This is a genomic window from Phaeobacter sp. A36a-5a (assembly GCF_037911135.1).
In the GTDB taxonomy this organism is placed as follows: Bacteria; Pseudomonadota; Alphaproteobacteria; order Rhodobacterales; family Rhodobacteraceae; genus Phaeobacter; species Phaeobacter bryozoorum.
On the sequence record NZ_JBBLYU010000001.1, the window covers coordinates 1,383,893 to 1,400,786 of the forward strand.

The following is a 16,894-nucleotide window of genomic DNA, read 5'->3' on the forward strand; positions in this document are numbered from 1 at the left end:
GCAATCTGCCTAAGCTGCCGGGAAGATCATCACCAAAGGAGGCTCAGATGCCCGCACTCTGGATTGCGCATGTTACCGTCACCGATGCCGAGGCCTACGGCAAATACGCCGAGCTGGCGGGACCGGCCGTTGCCAAACACGGAGGGCAGTTCATTGCCCGTGGCGGTCGGTTTGTACAGCTGGAAGGCAAGGAACGCCCGCGCAATGTGGTAGCCCGCTTTCCCAGCGTCGATGCGGCGGTGGATTGCTACAACAGCCCAGAATACCAGGAGGCGCTGAGCCATGCGCGCGACGCCTCCGAGCGGGAGCTGATGGTGGTCGAAATCACCGAATGAGTGCGACATACCTGCGCGTCGGATCCCCTAAGGGACGATGCCGCCAGGAACGATGAAAGAGCGGCTTCTGGCCGCTCTTTTTTCATTTGCGCCAGCCCGGCCGGTCGATCAATACGGATCGCGTGGCGCGCGGTTGTCCGACAGTGACGGCTGGCGCTGCTGAACAAGCTGCTCAATCGCCTCGGCCAGATGGATCTCCTGAATATGGGCGTCTCCTGCGGCCACCCGGACACGATGGGCGGTGATCATCACATCGGCGTGGGAGCATCCCATTGGCGGTTCGAATTTATAGCAGGCAAGCTCGATCAGAAGCCCCATCGGGTCCTTGAAGTAGATCGAATCCATAAATCCCCGATCCTTTGGTCCTGAATGCCCGATGCCGCGTTCGTCCAGCCGCTCGACCGCCTGGGCAAATGTCGCCTTTGAGACGTTGAAAGCCAGATGATGGACGCATCCCGGCTCCGTCGGGGTGCGGCGACGGTCAGCTGTACGGTGCTTGTTGGTGAAGACGGTGATCAGGCGCCCATCGCCGGGATCAAAATAGAGATGCCCCTCGTCCGGGTCATCCAGATTGGGCTGGTCAAAGATGAAGGGCATCCCAAGGACACCTTCCCAGAAATCAATGGATGTCTGCCGGTCAGCGCCGGTCAAGGTGATGTGGTGGACGCCTTGAACCTGTAGCTTGCGCATGCTGTCTCTCCCTGGTTAAACGCCTGATTTTGCAAAGGGTAGCACGCAGGCGGCAGATAGCAAAAAGGCCGCCCATATTGCCGGGCGGCCTTTGTTTTTTCCAGCTGAACTGTCAGGATCAGGCGTTGGCGCGGGCCATCCGCTTGCGCTCATGCGGATCCAGGTAGCGTTTGCGCAGACGCACGGAGTTCGGGGTTACCTCTACCAGCTCGTCATCGTCGATATAGGCAATCGCCTCTTCCAGCGAGAGCTTCATCGGCGTGGTCAGACGTACGGCATCATCGGTGCCGGAGGCGCGGACGTTGGTCAGCTTCTTGCCCTTCAGCGGGTTCACTTCCAGATCATTGTCGCGGCTGTGCTCGCCGATGATCATGCCGGTATACACGTCTTCCTGTGCGCCGATCATCATCTTGCCGCGCTCTTCGAGGTTCCACAGGGCGTAGGCCACCGAGGTGCCGTTCTCCATGGAGATCAGAACACCAGCGCGACGGCCGGGAATGGACCCTTTGTGCGGGGTCCAGCCGTGGAACACACGGTTCAGAACGCCGGTGCCGCGGGTGTCGGTCAGAAACTCGCCGTGATAGCCGATCAGACCGCGGGAGGGGACATGCGCGATGATGCGGGTCTTGCCAGCGCCTGCGGGCTTCATCTCGACCAGTTCACCCTTGCGGTGGCCGGTGAGTTTCTCGATCACAACGCCGGAGTATTCATCGTCAACGTCGATGGTGGCCTCTTCGACGGGCTCCATGCGAACGCCGTCTTCTTCCTTGAACAGGACCTGAGGGCGCGAGATCGACAGCTCGAAGCCTTCGCGGCGCATGTTTTCGATCAGAACACCCATCTGAAGTTCGCCGCGACCGGCCACCTCAAACGCTTCACCACCGGGGGTGTCGGAGATTTGGATCGCGACGTTGGATTCTGCTTCCTTCATCAGGCGATCACGGATCACACGGGACTGAACCTTTTTGCCATCGCGACCGGCCAGTGGGCTGTCGTTGATGCCAAAGGTCACGGTGATGGTCGGCGGATCAATCGGCTGGGCGGGCAGCGCCTCGGTCACCGAAGTATCCACCAGCGAGTCGGCCACGGTGGCCTTGGTCATCCCCGCGATGGAGACGATATCGCCGGCCTCCGCCACGTCGATGGCCTGCTGACCGAGGCCACGGAACGCCAGCACTTTTGTGCAGCGGAAATTCTCGATCAGCTCACCGTCACGGCTCAGCGCCTTGAGGCTGTCGCCAGCCTTCAGGGTGCCGGATTCAACGCGACCGGTCAGAATACGGCCCATGAAGGGATCCGCGCCCAGCGTGGTTGCCAGCATACGGAAAGGCTCGCCTTTTTGCTCGATCTGTTTTGGGGCAGGGACGTGTTTGACGATCAGGTCAAACAGCGCAGAAAGATCCTTGCGCGGGCCGTCCAGCTCCATGTCGGCCCAACCGGCGCGACCGGAGGCATACATGGACGGGAAATCCAGCTGATCATCATCTGCACCAAGGTTGGCAAAGAGGTCGAAACACTGATCCAGCGCGCGGTCAGGCTCGCCGTCGGGCTTGTCGACCTTGTTCACAACCACGATCGGGCGCAGGCCGAGGGCCAGCGCCTTGGAGGTCACGAATTTGGTCTGCGGCATCGGGCCTTCGGCGGCGTCAACCAGCAGCACCACCCCGTCGACCATCGACAGGATCCGCTCGACCTCGCCGCCGAAATCGGCGTGGCCGGGAGTGTCGACGATGTTGATCCGGGTGCCATTCCACTCCACCGAAGTGGCCTTGGCCAGAATTGTGATGCCCCGCTCGCGTTCCAGATCGTTGCTGTCCATGGCGCGTTCCGCCACAGCCTGGTTTTCGCGGAAGGCGCCGGATTGTTTCAGAAGCTCATCAACCAGGGTGGTTTTCCCGTGGTCCACGTGAGCAATGATCGCAATGTTGCGCAGGTCCATGACGTCAGCCTTTGTAAGGAAGTTGACGCGCGCATAGCGTGATCGTTGGCCAAAGACCAGAGGAAATACATCTTTTTGCGCGCGCAGGAGCGATCCTGTGGGTCGTCCGGCGGCGTGCGGCCATTCGGTGACGCGCCGGTTGCGCCGTCAGTGGCCGGTTGTGCTGGAGAACAGATGGATCACCAGAATCCCGGCAAGGATCAACAGCAGCCCCAGAACCGCTGGCAGATCAAGCCGTTGGCCAAAGACGACCCAGCCAATGATGGCGATGAGGAAAATCCCGAGGCCGGACCAGATCGCGTAGACAATCCCGACGGGCATGTGGCGCAGCGTCAGGGCCATCAGATAGAAGGCCAGCCCGTAGCCGACCACCACTAGCAGTGACGGGCCAAGCCGGGTGAACTGCTGACTGGCCTGTAGCGCAGTGGTGCCAATGGTCTCTGCCGCAACCGCCAGCACAAGATAGAGATAATGGAGTGGCATGATCAGGCCTCCGCTGAGGATGGGCTGCGCGCGGAACCAGCCCGCGCAGCGCCGGGGTCAGGCGCTGGTATTTTCGGCAAACCATGGAGCGACAGCGGCGCGCACATGGTCCCAGACCACCGGTGCCCCACGGGCGACCTTGTGGCCGACACGGGCCTCCAGCTGCTCCAGCGTGACATTATACGCGCGCCAGCTGCCGCCGCCTGACATCAGGTTCAGCAGCACAGGCTGTACCCGGTCAATCGCCTTGGCATAGATCGCTTCGGGGCTTTCGGCGGCTTCGAATTCCGTCCAGATACGGTGAAAGACCTCGCCCTGCGCGGCGGGCAACAGGCCGAAAATCCGTTCTGCGGCGGCTTGTTCATTGGCGGCAATCGCGGCCTGTTCAGCCTCCGACAGGGTTGCGTGGATCGGCACATCGCCCGCGTCGATCTCCACGATGTCATGCAGCATCAGCATCTGCAGCACCCTGGCCATGTCGACGGGCGCGTGGCTGTGCTGGGCCAGCACCCAGGCATAAAGCATGATATGCCAGCTGTGCTCGGCTGAGTTTTCGCGGCGACTGCCATCGGCAAGCGTCGTTGCCCGCAGGACCGTCTTCAGTCCGTCGACCTCATTTAGGAAGCTGAGAGGTGCGGTGAGCGCATCCTGTGGCTGCAAGCCTTCCAGGCAGGCGACGGCGTGGTGAAATACCTCGGGAAAGGCGTCCTGCAGGGCCGCAGCGCGTCCGCCAAAGAGATTGCCGCGCACCACCTCGATATGTGCCGCAGGCACATCTTCGTTGTAGAGCGTCTGGAAAATCGGCTGGCAGTGGTCAATCCGCTTTGCCCATTGGGCGTCAGGTGTCTGGCTGGCCTCGAACTCGCGCCAGAGCCCATGCAGAAAAGCTGATTGATCGGCTGGCAGGAGCGAGAACAGCCGGGTTGCGGCCACCGCTTCAGCGCTGGCAACCGCCTCCCAGTCAACATCCCCATCAATCGGGTGATCGCCTGCGTCGATCTCGACGAGATCATGCAGCAAAAGCATCTGTACGACCCGTTCAACCGAGACATCAGCAGGCGCAAACGGGGCCAGCACCAGCGCATAAACCGCCAGGTGCCAGCTGTGTTCGGCGGAGTTTTCGCAGCGTGAGCCATCCAGGATCAGGTTTTGACGCTCCACGCGGCGCAGCTTGTCCGCCTCCAGCAAGAAACGGAACTGGCTGGCAAGCCGCGTCGATTGGTCAGTCATTCTCTGGGGCCCTGGATGCGATCTTGGCCTTGGCGGCGTTGACCTTGCTGTTGAGAAAGGCACGCGCTTTGCGCTCGGCAAGGCGGACCCGCATTTCAGTGAGGAAGGCTTCCTCAAGCGACTGGGACGCTGCTCCCAGAACCTCGCTCACCTCCATGTAAAGGCGCTCTTCGCCAGTGGCGTCCTGAACCTTCAGCGTGTCGGCGGCCAGTTTCTGGGCCAGCGTCTCGATCGTGCTCATCAGCGGGAGCTTTCTGTCAGCCGCCGTTTCACATAGTCGGAGACATTGCTGATCATCGGATCCATATAAGGGTCCTGGAAGAAGTGATCGGCGCCTTCAACTTCGGTATGGGTTATGGTGATCCCCTTCTGCTCGTGCAGCTTGTTCACCAGGTTTACTGTATCGGCGGGCGGCGCCACGCGGTCTGCGGTGCCATTGATGATCAGACCTGAGGAGGGGCAGGGCGCCAGAAACGAGAAGTCATACATATTCGCTGGCGGTGCCACCGAGATGAAGCCGGTGATTTCCGGGCGGCGCATCAACAGCTGCATACCGATCCAGGCCCCAAAGGAAAAACCGGCGACCCAGCAATGTTTGGAGTTGTTGTTCATCGACTGGAGGTAATCCAGCGCCGATGCCGCGTCGGACAATTCGCCAACACCCTGATCATATTCGCCCTGCGAGCGGCCAACGCCGCGGAAATTGAACCGCAGAACCGTAAAGCCCATGTTGTAGAACGCATAATGCAGATTGTAGACGACCTTGTTGTTCATCGTGCCGCCGAACTGCGGATGCGGATGCAGAACGATGGCAATCGGGGCGTCTTTTTCTTTTTGCGGGTGATAGCGGCCTTCCAGGCGGCCTTCGGGTCCGGGGAAAATGACCTCAGGCATGGGTGGGTGGATCCTACTCTTATTTTCGGGGATGCCGACTGGAATACTTGACGAATTCCGTAAGGCACCTTAGAACGGTTCTAATTGATGGCAGAGGTCAAGTTTCGCTGCCGTCTCGCTGAGATACGCATTGCAGCGTTCAAGGTCAATCTTTTCGCTGTGCCGCCTGGGTCGGAGGATTTGAAAATATGAAACTTTCGACCAAGGGACGCTATGCAATGGTGGCGCTGGCAGATATCGCCTTGCAGCCGGAGGGCAGTCTGGTGGTGTTGGGCGATATCTCCAAACGTCAGGATATTTCGCTGCCCTATCTGGAGCAGCTGTTTGTGAAGCTGCGTCGGAGCGGGCTTGTGGTCTCTGTGCGCGGTCCGGGTGGGGGCTACCGTCTTGCGCATCCGCCCTCTGACATTCGCATCGTCGATGTGCTGAGCGCAGTTGATGAAACGGTTGATGCGATGCACAAGGGCGCAGGCGCATCCGGTGCCTTGTCCGGGAGTCGCGCGCAATCGCTGACCAACCGCCTCTGGGAAGGGCTGAGCGCCCATGTCTATGTGTTCCTGCATCAGACCCGCCTGTCTGACGTTATCAAGAACGATCTGGCGCCATGTCCGGCGGTGCCCAGCCTGTTTGCGGTGGTCGACGACTGACGGCCCGAGATATCCGCCCCTCTAACCCCGGCGCGGCCTGCGCTGTTTCGTAGATTTAAGAACGCCCTCGTTATAGCATCCTGATGGGTGCGAGGGACAAGACAGAAGGATCCGCACCGCCGATGTCGCGTGTCTATCTTGACCATAACGCCACCACGCCGCTTTGCGATGCTGCAAAGGCCGCGATGGTTGCCGCGATGGAGGTTTGCGGAAATCCTTCTTCCGTTCACGCCGAAGGCCGTGCCGCCAAGGCGCTGGTTGAACGCGCGCGGGCGCAGATTGCCTCGGCTTTTGGGGCAGATGGCGCTGATATCGTGTTCACCTCCGGGTCGACAGAAGGGGCCGCGCTGGCAATGAGCGGCCGCGATCTGCATGGTGCAGCAGTTGAGCATGACGCCGTAAGATCCTGGTCTATCGAGGATTTGCAGGTTTCACCTGTTGGCGCTGTTGCGGTGATTGATCCGCAGCGCTCCTCCGTTCAATTGGCCAATTCTGAAACCGGCGTCATCCAGAAGCTGCCCGAAGGGCTGGCGGTGACCGATGCGACGCAGGCCTTCGGCAAGCTGCCTGTCGCCTTCAATTGGATGGGGGCCACGATGGCGCTGATCTCGGCGCATAAACTGGGCGGGCCAAAGGGCGTGGGCGCTGTGGTCCTGAAACGCGGAACCGATCTGGCGGCGCAGATCACCGGCGGCGGTCAGGAGATGGGGCGTCGCTCGGGCACGGAAAATGTCGTAGGGATCGCGGGGTTCGGAGCGGCCGCGGAAGCTGCGGCAAGGGCGCTGGCGGATGGTGTCTGGGAACGTGTGGCTGAGCTGCGCGACACAATGGAGGCCGCCCTTGCAGCGGGCAGCCCTGACACTATTTTTGTTGGGACATCAGCGGCGCGCCTGCCCAATACCAGTTGTTTTGCCACGCCGGGCTGGAAGGGCGAAACCCAGGTCATGCAGATGGATCTGGCCGGATTTGCCATTAGTGCCGGCAGCGCCTGTTCCAGCGGCAAGGTCCGCGCCAGCGCGGTGCTCACCGCCATGGGATATGACGAGTTAACCGCCCAGAGCGCCGTGCGCGTCTCGCTTGGGCCGAACACAACAGAAACGGATGTGCTGCGCTTTGCCGAAAGCTGGTGCGCCAAACAAAAGAAACATCGCGCCCGGGTGGCGTGAGTGCAGGAGATGACCATGACAGCATTGGATGATGTTCAGGTGAAAGAAGGCGTTGACCAGGAAACGGTCGATGCGGTCCGCGAGGTGGGCGGCGCCTATAAATACGGTTGGGAAACCGATATCGAGATGGAATACGCGCCCAAGGGCCTGACCACCGATATCGTGCGGCTGATCTCGGAAAAGAACGAGGAGCCGGAATGGATGCTGAACTGGCGGCTTGAGGCCTATGATCGCTGGCTTCAGAAGGAAGAGCCGACCTGGGCCATGGTGGATTACCCGGAAATCGATTTCCAGGACCAGTATTACTATGCCCGTCCGAAATCGATGGAGGTGAAGCCGAAATCGCTGGATGAGGTGGACCCAAAACTGCTCGCTACCTACGAAAAGCTCGGTATCCCTTTGAAAGAACAGATGATCCTTGCAGGCGTCGAGGGGGCTGAGAACATGCCCGCCGAAGGTCGCAAGGTCGCAGTTGACGCGGTGTTCGACTCCGTTTCGGTCGGCACCACCTTCCAGGCCGAACTGAAAAAGGCAGGCGTCATCTTCTGCTCGATCTCCGAAGCGATCCGCGAACACCCTGAGCTGGTAAAGAAATACCTCGGCACCGTGGTTCCGGTCTCCGATAACTTCTATGCCACACTGAACTCCGCGGTATTCTCTGACGGCTCCTTTGTCTATGTGCCGCCGGGTGTGCGCTGCCCGATGGAACTGTCGACCTATTTCCGCATCAACGCGGAAAACACCGGTCAGTTCGAGCGCACCCTGATCATTGCCGATAAAGGCAGCTATGTCAGCTACTTGGAAGGCTGTACTGCACCGGCCCGCGATATCGCGCAGCTGCACGCAGCCGTCGTGGAGATCATCATCGAAGAAGACGCCGAGGTGAAATATTCCACCGTCCAGAACTGGTATCCCGGTGATGAGAACGGCAAGGGTGGCATCTACAACTTCGTGACCAAACGCGCCGACTGCCGCGGTGACCGCGCTAAGGTGATGTGGACCCAGGTGGAAACCGGTTCTGCCGTGACCTGGAAATACCCCTCCTGCATTCTGCGCGGCGAGGAAAGCCAGGGCGAATTCTACTCGATCGCCATCGCCAACAACATGCAGCAGGCCGATACGGGCACCAAGATGATCCATCTGGGCAAAAACACGAAATCCCGCATCGTGTCCAAGGGGATCTCTGCCGGCAAGGCGCAGAACACCTATCGCGGGCTGGTGTCGATGCACCCGAAGGCCAAGAATTCGCGCAACTACACCCAATGCGACAGCTTGCTGATCGGTGACAAATGCGGGGCGCACACGGTTCCCTATATCGAGGTCAAGAACAACTCGTCGCGCGTGGAGCATGAGGCGACCACCTCCAAGGTAGATGACGACCAGCTGTTCTACTGCCGCCAGCGCGGCATGGACGAGGAAGAGGCGGTGGCCCTGGTGGTGAACGGCTTCTGCAAGGACGTGCTGCAGGCGCTGCCGATGGAGTTCGCCATGGAAGCGCAGCAGCTGGTTGCGATCTCGCTGGAAGGGTCTGTCGGGTAATGGCAGGCCCTTGGGCATCATCGCGAGGAAACAATAAAATGATCATCACAACCACCAACTCCGTCGAAGGCTACCAGATCGCCGAATATAAGGGCATCGTGGTGGGCGAGGCGATCATGGGCGCCAATGTGGTGCGCGATGTCTTTGCCTCGATCACAGACATCGTCGGCGGCCGCTCCGGTGCCTATGAAAGCAAGCTGCAGGACGCGCGCGAAACCGCGCTGGCAGAGCTGGAAGACCGTGCGCGGGCCAAGGGCGCAAATGCGGTTGTCGGCGTCGACCTGGATTACGAGGTGGTAGGCCAGTCCATGTTGATGGTCTCTGCCAGTGGAACAGCCGTAGTGATCGGCTAAGGAATTCGCCCTTCGGGGCACAGAAACAACCGGGGCGCTGCTCCGAAGAGATATAAACGAGGAAAAAATGCTCGAAATCAAAAACCTGCACGTCAAACTTGAAGAAGAGGACAAACAGATCCTCAAAGGTGTCAACCTGACCGTTGAGGCTGGCAAGGTACATGCCATCATGGGGCCGAACGGCTCTGGCAAATCGACCCTCTCTTATGTGCTGTCCGGTCGCGATGGCTATGAGGTCACCGACGGCGCGGCGACGCTGGCTGGCGAAGATCTGCTGGACATGGAGCCGGAAGAGCGCGCCGCCGCAGGTGTGTTCCTCGCGTTCCAATACCCGGTCGAGATCCCAGGTGTCGGCAATATGACCTTCCTGCGCACTGCCGTAAACGCGCAGCGCAAGGCGCGTGGCGAAGACGAGCTGAGCGCCTCCGACTTTCTGAAGGAAGTGCGGGCCAAGGCAAAGACCCTGAAAATCGACGCCGATATGCTGAAGCGACCGGTCAACGTCGGCTTCTCCGGCGGCGAGAAAAAGCGTAACGAAATCCTACAGATGGCGATGCTTGAGCCCAAAATGTGCATCCTCGATGAGACCGATTCCGGTCTGGATGTCGATGCGATGAAACTGGTTGCTGAAGGTGTGAATGCCCTGCGCGACGAAGGCCGCGGCTTCTTGGTGATCACCCATTACCAGCGCCTGCTGGACCACATCAAACCCGACGTCGTTCACATCATGGCAGACGGCCGCATCGTCAAAACCGGCGGTCCCGAGCTGGCGCTGGAAGTCGAAAACAACGGGTATGCCGATATTCTGGCAGAGGGTGTGTAAATGGCCGCTCCTGAAAGAAAACAAAGCGAAACCGAGGCACGGTTGGCGGCGCTGACCATGCCGGAGGGGGGCTGTCTGGCCGAGGCGCGCCATGCGGCGTTGTCGCGGGTTCAGACACTGGGCCTGCCGAACCGCCGCGATGAATACTGGAAATACACCCGCCCGGACACGCTGACCGCCGCTGTGGCACCAAAGGCCGCAGTTTTTGATGCAGGCGAAGCACCGATGTTCAACGAATTTGATCGCATCAAGATCGTGTTCGTTGACGGTGTCTTTGATGCCGATGCCTCTGACGATCTGTCGCTGGAGGGCATCAGCATTGATCGCATCGCCGATATCTGTGACAAAGATATCCATTGGGCCAAGGATTTGTACGGCGTTCTTGAAGCGCGCGGACAGACGCCTGTTGCCCGCCCTCTGGCGGCGCTGAACACCGCATTTGCCAGCGATGGTGTCGCCATCCGTGTGACCGGCAGCCCGTCCAAACCGGTCAATCTGATCTACCGTCACGCGGCAGAAGAGTCAGACGCCATCCTGCATCACGTGATCCGTGTTGAAAGCGGGGCATCAGCGACCATTCTGGAAAACGGCCCGGCTGCATCTCGGTTCAACAAATGTATGGAAATCGACGTTGCCGACGGCGGGTCTCTGCATCTGGTGCGGGCGCAGGGGCGTGATCATGAGCGCCGGGCTGCAACGCATCTGTTTGCACGCCTCGGTACTGAATCCGTGTTCAAGGCATTCACCCTCACGGTAAACGGCGTGCTGACGCGCAATGAGGCGGTGATTGAACTGACCGGCGATGATGCGGTCGCGCATATCGCAGGCGCCTGTGTCGGTGATGGTGATTTCCACCACGATGACACCGTCTTCATCACCCATGATGCGGTGAACTGTGAGAGCCGCCAGGTTTTCAAGAAGGTTCTGCGCAATGGGGCAACCGGTGTTTTTCAGGGCAAGATCCTGGTCAAGGAAGGCGCGCAAAAGACTGATGGATATCAGATTTCTCAGTCTCTTCTGCTGGATGACGACAGCCAGTTTCTGGCCAAACCCGAGCTGGAAATCTACGCCGATGATGTGGCTTGTTCGCATGGCTCCACCTCAGGTGCGATCGATGAGGAGGGTCTGTTCTACCTGCGGTCGCGCGGCATTCCTCAGGCTGAAGCAACCGATCTCATGACCCTTGCCTTCCTTGCTGAAGCAGTTGAGGAGATCGAAGACGCCGATGTTGCGGCAAGCGTTGTGGACCGGCTGGAAGGCTGGCTGGCCCGGCGCCGCTGATGTCCGTCAGTCAGGACATCGTCGCCACCTACAGGGGGCCGCGCAGGGTTTATGCGCGGCGTCTTGCCATGGGACTGCGTGAAGATCGGCTGCTGGCCATGCTCATGGCCGGCTGCGCTCTGGCGTTCATTGCTCAGATGCCAGCTCGGGCGCGTGAGGCGCATCTGAGCGGGCAGGAGCTGAACATGCTGCTGGGCGGCTCGCTGCTGGCGCTGATCTTCATTGCGCCGCTGCTCCTCTACGGGGTGGCCTTTCTGGCGCATGGTGTCGCGCGGATCTTTGGCGGCTCTGGCGACAGCGCGCAGGCACGTCTGGCCTTGTTCTGGGCGTTCCTCGCGGCTGGTCCGCTGATGCTGTTGAACGGGCTTGTCGCTGGATTCATCGGCCCGGGGCTGGAGCTCAATCTGGTTGGCGGGCTATGGTTTGTGCTGTTCCTGTGGTTCTGGGGCAGCGGGATGGTTCAGGCGTATTGGGGCAAAGAATGATCCCTTATCAGTCACTTGCGGGCCTTACCTTCAGCGCTCCCACAGCGGCGGCGCGGGTTCTTCTGTCCGTTGACTGGCCGCGCCGGGTGCTTGTTCTTGCCTTGCTGTTGACGGCGGTTGTCAACACGATGATCCTTCAGCTCGCCGATCTGATCCTTCCGGGCAACATCGCGGTACTGGCCGCCATTCAACCCCTGTACTATGCTGGTGCGGTTTTTGCGCTGCATCTGGCCGTGACGGCGCTTCTGACCTGGACCGGTCGCTGGATTGGCGGCAAGGCGGAGTTCAGCGATATTCTGGCGGTCAATGTCTGGCTGAATGCCGTGCAGATCGCGCTGTTGGTGGCGGTGATGCTGCTGCATCTGGTGCTGCCGCTGGCGGCATCCTTGATCGCCTTGCTCGCGAATTTCATGATGCTGGCAATCTTTCTGCTGTTTATCAAGGAAGCGCATCAGTTTACATCCATCTGGCGGGCCATCGGCTCGGTTCTGATGTCGGCGGTTTTGATCGTCATTCTTCTCTCTCTGCTTTTGGGGGCGCAGGCCCCGGCACTACTGGGGCTTCCCGACCATGTATGACGTCCAAAAAATCCGCGCCGATTTTCCGATCCTGTCTCGTCAGGTGAATGGCAAACCGCTGACCTATCTGGACAATGGCGCATCTGCACAGAAGCCCCAGGTTGTAATTGACGCAATTACGTGCGCCTATTCTGAGGAATACTCAAACGTTCACAGGGGGTTGCACTATCTCTCTAATCTCGCGACCGAGAAATACGAAAGCGTTCGGGGCACCATTGCAAGGTTCCTGAATGCGGGCGACGAAAATACCATCGTCATGAACTCAGGGACCACGGAGGGGATCAACACGATCGCCTACGGCTGGGCCATGCCGCAGCTTCAGGCCGGGGATGAGATCATTCTCAGCGTGATGGAGCATCACGCAAATATCGTTCCCTGGCATTTCCTGCGTGAACGTCAGGGCGTGGTTCTGAAATGGGTGGAGACAGCAGCTGACGGAAGCCTCGATCCGCAGGCCGTGCTGGACGCAATCGGTCCAAAGACAAAGCTTATTGCAGTTACCCAATGTTCCAATGTCTTGGGCACCATCGTTGATGTGAAAACCATCTGCCATGAGGCCCGCCAGCGCGGCGTTGCGGTTCTGGTTGATGGCTCGCAGGGGGCGGTTCATCTGCCCGTGGATGTGCAGGATATGGGCTGTGATTTCTATGCGATTACCGGTCATAAGCTCTACGGGCCGTCCTCCTCCGGTGCCATCTACATTCGCCCGGAGCGCATGGCTGAAATGCGCCCCTTCATGGGTGGCGGCGACATGATCAAGGAGGTTGCCCGCGATCAGGTGATCTACAATGACGCTCCGATGAAATTCGAGGCTGGTACGCCCGGCATCGTACAGATGATCGGACTGGGTGTTGCGCTGGATTACATGATGGCTATCGGCATGGAGAATATCGCAGCGCATGAGGCGGCGATCACCGCCTATGCCAGCGAACGGCTGAACGGTCTGAACTGGGTCAATATCCAAGGTCAAGCCGCTGACAAGGCTGCTATTTTCAGCTTCACACTGGAAGGCGCGGCACATGCACATGACATCTCGACCATTCTCGACAAGAAGGGTGTCGCGGTACGCGCGGGACAACATTGCGCCGGACCGCTGATGGATCACCTTGGCGTTGCGGCGACCTGTCGTGCGTCCTTTGCCATGTATAACACCAAGGACGAGGTCGACGTGCTGATCGACGCCCTGGAACTGGCCCACGATCTATTTGCCTAGCATCCGTCGCAACATGTTGCCCAGCTTCTGAAACGTCACCCGGCCGGGTGACGTTTTTTTTACTGCTTATGCAGATGCAAGATGTGAAGGCTGCTGGAAAAGTGCCCGAAACGATCACCCGTGTTGCAGAAAGCCCCGGTTGCCTCAACATCAGGCTGTGACGCGCCCGATGCAGGATCATTAGGTGATCTGTCAGCCTATACCATAGGCGTGGTCTGTGGATGTGGTCTGGAATAATGGCGGAGAGACAGGGATTCGAACCCTGGGTTCCCGTGAAGGAACAACGGTTTTCGAGACCGCCCCGTTCGACCACTCCGGCACCTCTCCGCGGGGGGTGAGGGCCGTTTAAAGTGGAAAGCTTGGGCGCGCAAGGGGGGATTTTGCGCTTTCTGCAGGAAATCGGAATTTTCATTGTCTCGCGCGATAAAACCCTTAGATTTCGTGGTATGAAACAGCTTTCACCCCTCCGAAAACTTCTGATGCAACCGCTCTTGGGCCTTGTTCTTGCATCGTTATTTGCATTCTCCGGCGCGCAGGCAGCGGATCGTGACCGGGTTGTCGCGTTCCTTGAAACAACTGGTTTTGACGTCGCGCTGGACAGTATCGCACTCTCGGCTGAGATGGCACCGGGTATGCTGGGTGTTGATGCCGGTGATTTTGGCGCAGCCTGGGTAGAGCTGTCGCAGGATGTCTTTGACCGCAGGGAAATGCGCGAGATCGCCCTTGGCATTCTGGAGGAAACGCTTGAGGAGGACGCGCTGTCCCATGCGGCGGAGTTCTACGCCAGCCCGTTGGGCGCACGTCTGGTGAAAGCGGAGAACGCCTCGCACATGGTGGAAGATGACGAAACCAAGCAGCAGGCGGGCATGCGCATTATCTCCGATCTGGTGGCGGACGGCAGTGATCGCCCGCATCTGTTTCAGCGCATGGGGCTGGCGCTGGATTCCGATGGCACCGGCGTGAAGGCGGTGCAGGAGATCCAGTTCCGCTTCCTGATGGCTGCCAGCGCGGCTGGGGTGATTGACCTGCAGCTCGATGCAGATAGGCTGCGTGCATTGATGAAGGAGCAGCAGGCGTCGACGCGGATGGCGATGCAGGCGGCCAATCTGGCAGCCAATGCCTATACCTATCAGGGGTTCAGCGACGCAGAACTGGAGCAATATATCGCCGCGCTGGAGCATCCGTTGATGCAGCGGGTCTATGAGCTGCTGAATGCGGTTACATTCGAGATCACCGCCAACCGCTTTGAACTTCTGGCCTATCGTCTGAAGGGGCTTGAACCGGCGCAGGATCTGTAAGGGGCAATCCGCGCCCGAAGTGTGAAACATCCCTGCAAAACACGGCGCGACACTGGCCACTGGCGTAGGGGGCAGCGCAGGGTTGACACGCTGCTCAATTCGCCGCATAAGCCCGCATCCCGGCCCGGATTCCCTGTGCCGGGGTTTATTTGTCATACGCCCTCAGGGGGCGCGCTGTTCGAGGTGGCCCACGGGCCGAAACACCGACCGTATCGCAGGATACATCCGGGACCGTAGGACGCGGGTAGAAAAGGAAAGACGCATATGTTTGCGGTCCTCAAAACCGGCGGCAAGCAGTACAAAGTTCAGGCCGGCGATATGCTGCGCGTGGAAAAATTGGCTGCTGATGCTGGCGAAACAATCCAGTTCAACGACATTCTGATGCTCGGTGGTGATGCACCGGTTGTGGGTGCGCCCTTTGTGGATGGTGCTGCGGTTCAGGCCGAAGTCATCGACCAGATCAAAGGCGAGAAGGTCATTCACTTTGTGAAGCGCCGTCGTAAGCACTCCTCCAAGCGCACCAAGGGCCACCGTCAGAAGCTGACCCTGGTCAAGATCACTGAGATCCTGGCCTCCGGCGCTGACAAGTCCGGCGTGAAAGCTGCCAGCGGCCAGGGCTCTGCTCCTGCTGCCAAAGCTGCGCCTGCTGCCAAGAAAGCCGCTCCGGCTGCATCGGGCGACGACCTGACTGCGCTGACCGGTGTTGGTCCGGCTGCTGCCAAGAAACTGGAAGAAGCCGGTCTGACCAGCTTTGCCCAGATCGCGGCCTTGTCGGATGCTGACATTGCTGCTATCGACGCGGTCAAAGTGAAACCCGAATGGGTTGAGCAGGCCAAAGAATTGGCTAAAGGCTAAGGAGATAGACAATGGCACATAAGAAAGCTGGTGGTTCCTCACGTAACGGCCGCGACTCAGCCGGTCGCCGCCTTGGCGTGAAACTCTACGGTGGTCAGTCGGCCATCTCTGGCAACATCATCGTTCGTCAGCGCGGCACCAAGTTCTGGCCGGGTGAAGGCGTAGGTCTGGGCAAAGATCACACAATCTTTGCGACCACCGACGGTGCTGTGACCTTCCACAAGGGCCTCAAGGGCCGCACCTTTATTTCGGTTCTGCCAGTGGCGGAGGCCGCTGAATAAGCCGAACCTGAAAGGTGAGACACAATCAGGGGATCGGCGACACCGCCGGTCCCTTTTTATTTTCCCGGGGGCGCAAACCCTAACCAGTTCTAAACGGCTTTGCTGTATGGCAGAGCGCATCAGTTTGTTAAGGCCCACTAGGTTTGCCCGGCCAGATGGTCGGTTTTGTATTCTTCGAGAGGAGCGAGGGCATGAGTTTGGATCATAAAAGAGCAGAACAGCCTGTGATCGATGCGGGACGTTTTGTCCTGCGCCCGCTGCGTAAATCCGACGAGGGGCTGATTGCCCATTACGTGAGCGACGAACGTGTCGCCCGCATGACCACCGCCATTCCGCACCCGCTGCCGCCCGGCGCGATCGAGGCATTTGTTGCCCGCGCCACCGACGAAGAGCGCGAAGAAGATGTCTGGGCCATCGACGGCACCGCAGATGGTGGCGAAGAACTGAAAGGTATCATCAGCCTCAAGCGGCTTGACCGTGACCAGAGCGAGGTCGGCTATTGGATCGCGCCGGTGTTCTGGAATAATGGTCTGGCCTCCGAGGCGCTGCGGGCTCTGGTCGAGACCAATCCGCAAGGGTGCAGCGCGATGTTTGCCAGCGCTTTTCAGGACAACCCCGCCTCGGCGCGTGTCCTGACCCATTGTGGCTTTGAATATCTCGGTGACGCCGAAACATTCTCGGTCGCCCGCGATGCGACGGTGCCAACCTGGACCTACAGCAGAAAACTGTGATTGGCGCGCCGCGCGCTTTGCGTTAAGTCGGGGCAACAGCCCCCGACAGCGGGCGGCACGACCCATCTTCCCT

20 protein-coding genes and 1 tRNA gene are annotated in these 16,894 nt (G+C 59.6%); 14 read left to right on the top strand and 7 right to left on the bottom strand.

What is annotated here, in order from left to right; translation table 11 throughout:
- Nucleotides 1–47 precede the first annotated feature (47 nt).
- The gene (locus WLQ66_RS06495; RefSeq protein WP_340545537.1) at nt 48–335 is read left to right on the top strand and encodes a DUF1330 domain-containing protein; all 288 of its coding nucleotides are present in this window, start codon (nt 48–50) and stop codon (nt 333–335) included.
- A 108-nt stretch (nt 336–443) separates the two neighbouring features.
- On the opposite strand, the gene WLQ66_RS06500 is transcribed toward WLQ66_RS06495, so the two are convergent.
- From WLQ66_RS06500 to WLQ66_RS06525, 6 genes are all read right to left on the bottom strand, one after another.
- The gene (locus WLQ66_RS06500; protein ID WP_340545538.1) at nt 444–1,025 is read right to left on the bottom strand and encodes a VOC family protein; all 582 of its coding nucleotides are present in this window, start codon (nt 1,023–1,025) and stop codon (nt 444–446) included.
- A gap of 118 nt (nt 1,026–1,143) precedes the next feature.
- Nucleotides 1,144–2,964, bottom strand: coding sequence for a translational GTPase TypA (gene typA / locus WLQ66_RS06505; protein WP_340545539.1), 1,821 nt, complete (start codon nt 2,962–2,964; stop codon nt 1,144–1,146).
- Between the two features lie 147 nt (nt 2,965–3,111).
- Nucleotides 3,112–3,447, bottom strand: a complete 336-nt coding sequence (locus WLQ66_RS06510) for a DMT family transporter (RefSeq protein WP_340545540.1) — start codon at nt 3,445–3,447, stop codon at nt 3,112–3,114.
- A 57-nt stretch (nt 3,448–3,504) separates the two neighbouring features.
- Nucleotides 3,505–4,677 carry an HD domain-containing protein gene (locus WLQ66_RS06515; protein ID WP_340545541.1) on the bottom strand — a complete coding sequence of 391 codons (1,173 nt, stop codon included), beginning with the start codon at nt 4,675–4,677 and terminating at the stop codon, nt 3,505–3,507.
- Nucleotides 4,670–4,918 carry a hypothetical protein gene (locus tag WLQ66_RS06520; RefSeq protein WP_340545542.1) on the bottom strand — a complete coding sequence of 83 codons (249 nt, stop codon included), beginning with the start codon at nt 4,916–4,918 and terminating at the stop codon, nt 4,670–4,672. Before WLQ66_RS06520 ends, WLQ66_RS06515 begins: the two co-directional genes overlap by 8 nt.
- Nucleotides 4,918–5,571, bottom strand: coding sequence for an alpha/beta hydrolase (locus WLQ66_RS06525; protein ID WP_340545543.1), 654 nt, complete (start codon nt 5,569–5,571; stop codon nt 4,918–4,920). Before WLQ66_RS06525 ends, WLQ66_RS06520 begins: the two co-directional genes overlap by 1 nt.
- Nucleotides 5,572–5,759: 188 nt before the next feature.
- Between WLQ66_RS06525 and iscR the strand changes: the two genes are divergently transcribed.
- From iscR to WLQ66_RS06570, 9 genes are all read left to right on the top strand, one after another.
- On the top strand, nt 5,760–6,218 hold the full coding sequence (gene iscR / locus WLQ66_RS06530; RefSeq protein ID WP_340545544.1) for a Fe-S cluster assembly transcriptional regulator IscR: 459 nt from the start codon (nt 5,760–5,762) through the stop codon (nt 6,216–6,218).
- Between the two features lie 122 nt (nt 6,219–6,340).
- Entirely contained in the window at nt 6,341–7,384 is a 1,044-nt protein-coding gene (locus WLQ66_RS06535) for a cysteine desulfurase family protein (RefSeq protein ID WP_340545545.1), read from the top strand.
- A gap of 15 nt (nt 7,385–7,399) precedes the next feature.
- A complete protein-coding gene (gene sufB, locus WLQ66_RS06540) occupies nt 7,400–8,923 on the top strand; it encodes a Fe-S cluster assembly protein SufB (RefSeq protein ID WP_340545546.1) in 1,524 nt (507 codons plus the stop codon).
- Between the two features lie 38 nt (nt 8,924–8,961).
- Nucleotides 8,962–9,276 carry a YbjQ family protein gene (locus WLQ66_RS06545; RefSeq protein ID WP_340545547.1) on the top strand — a complete coding sequence of 105 codons (315 nt, stop codon included), beginning with the start codon at nt 8,962–8,964 and terminating at the stop codon, nt 9,274–9,276.
- 67 nt (nt 9,277–9,343) lie between these two features.
- A complete protein-coding gene (sufC, locus tag WLQ66_RS06550; RefSeq protein ID WP_340545548.1) occupies nt 9,344–10,099 on the top strand; it encodes a Fe-S cluster assembly ATPase SufC in 756 nt (251 codons plus the stop codon).
- The gene (gene sufD / locus WLQ66_RS06555; RefSeq protein ID WP_340545549.1) at nt 10,100–11,380 is read left to right on the top strand and encodes a Fe-S cluster assembly protein SufD; all 1,281 of its coding nucleotides are present in this window, start codon (nt 10,100–10,102) and stop codon (nt 11,378–11,380) included. It abuts the gene before it with no gap.
- On the top strand, nt 11,380–11,865 hold the full coding sequence (locus WLQ66_RS06560) for a YIP1 family protein (protein WP_340545550.1): 486 nt from the start codon (nt 11,380–11,382) through the stop codon (nt 11,863–11,865). Before sufD ends, WLQ66_RS06560 begins: the two co-directional genes overlap by 1 nt.
- Nucleotides 11,862–12,443, top strand: coding sequence for a YIP1 family protein (locus WLQ66_RS06565; RefSeq protein WP_340545551.1), 582 nt, complete (start codon nt 11,862–11,864; stop codon nt 12,441–12,443). Before WLQ66_RS06560 ends, WLQ66_RS06565 begins: the two co-directional genes overlap by 4 nt.
- Nucleotides 12,436–13,656 (top strand): cysteine desulfurase, encoded by a 1,221-nt coding sequence (locus WLQ66_RS06570; RefSeq protein ID WP_340545552.1) that lies wholly within the window; start codon nt 12,436–12,438, stop codon nt 13,654–13,656. The genes WLQ66_RS06565 and WLQ66_RS06570 overlap by 8 nt, the downstream gene beginning before the upstream one ends.
- A gap of 237 nt (nt 13,657–13,893) precedes the next feature.
- Here the strand turns inward: WLQ66_RS06570 and WLQ66_RS06575 are convergent.
- Nucleotides 13,894–13,983: transfer RNA gene (locus WLQ66_RS06575), tRNA-Ser, on the bottom strand.
- Between the two features lie 152 nt (nt 13,984–14,135).
- Between WLQ66_RS06575 and WLQ66_RS06580 the strand changes: the two genes are divergently transcribed.
- From WLQ66_RS06580 to WLQ66_RS06595, 4 genes are all read left to right on the top strand, one after another.
- Complete coding sequence (locus tag WLQ66_RS06580; protein WP_340545553.1) at nt 14,136–14,954, top strand: DUF2059 domain-containing protein; 819 nt, start codon at nt 14,136–14,138, stop codon at nt 14,952–14,954.
- Between the two features lie 264 nt (nt 14,955–15,218).
- Nucleotides 15,219–15,809, top strand: a complete 591-nt coding sequence (locus WLQ66_RS06585; protein ID WP_340545554.1) for a 50S ribosomal protein L21 — start codon at nt 15,219–15,221, stop codon at nt 15,807–15,809.
- 11 nt (nt 15,810–15,820) lie between these two features.
- A complete protein-coding gene (rpmA, locus tag WLQ66_RS06590) occupies nt 15,821–16,090 on the top strand; it encodes a 50S ribosomal protein L27 (protein ID WP_340545555.1) in 270 nt (89 codons plus the stop codon).
- Between the two features lie 191 nt (nt 16,091–16,281).
- Nucleotides 16,282–16,821 carry a GNAT family N-acetyltransferase gene (locus WLQ66_RS06595; protein WP_340545556.1) on the top strand — a complete coding sequence of 180 codons (540 nt, stop codon included), beginning with the start codon at nt 16,282–16,284 and terminating at the stop codon, nt 16,819–16,821.
- Nucleotides 16,822–16,894 lie beyond the last annotated feature (73 nt).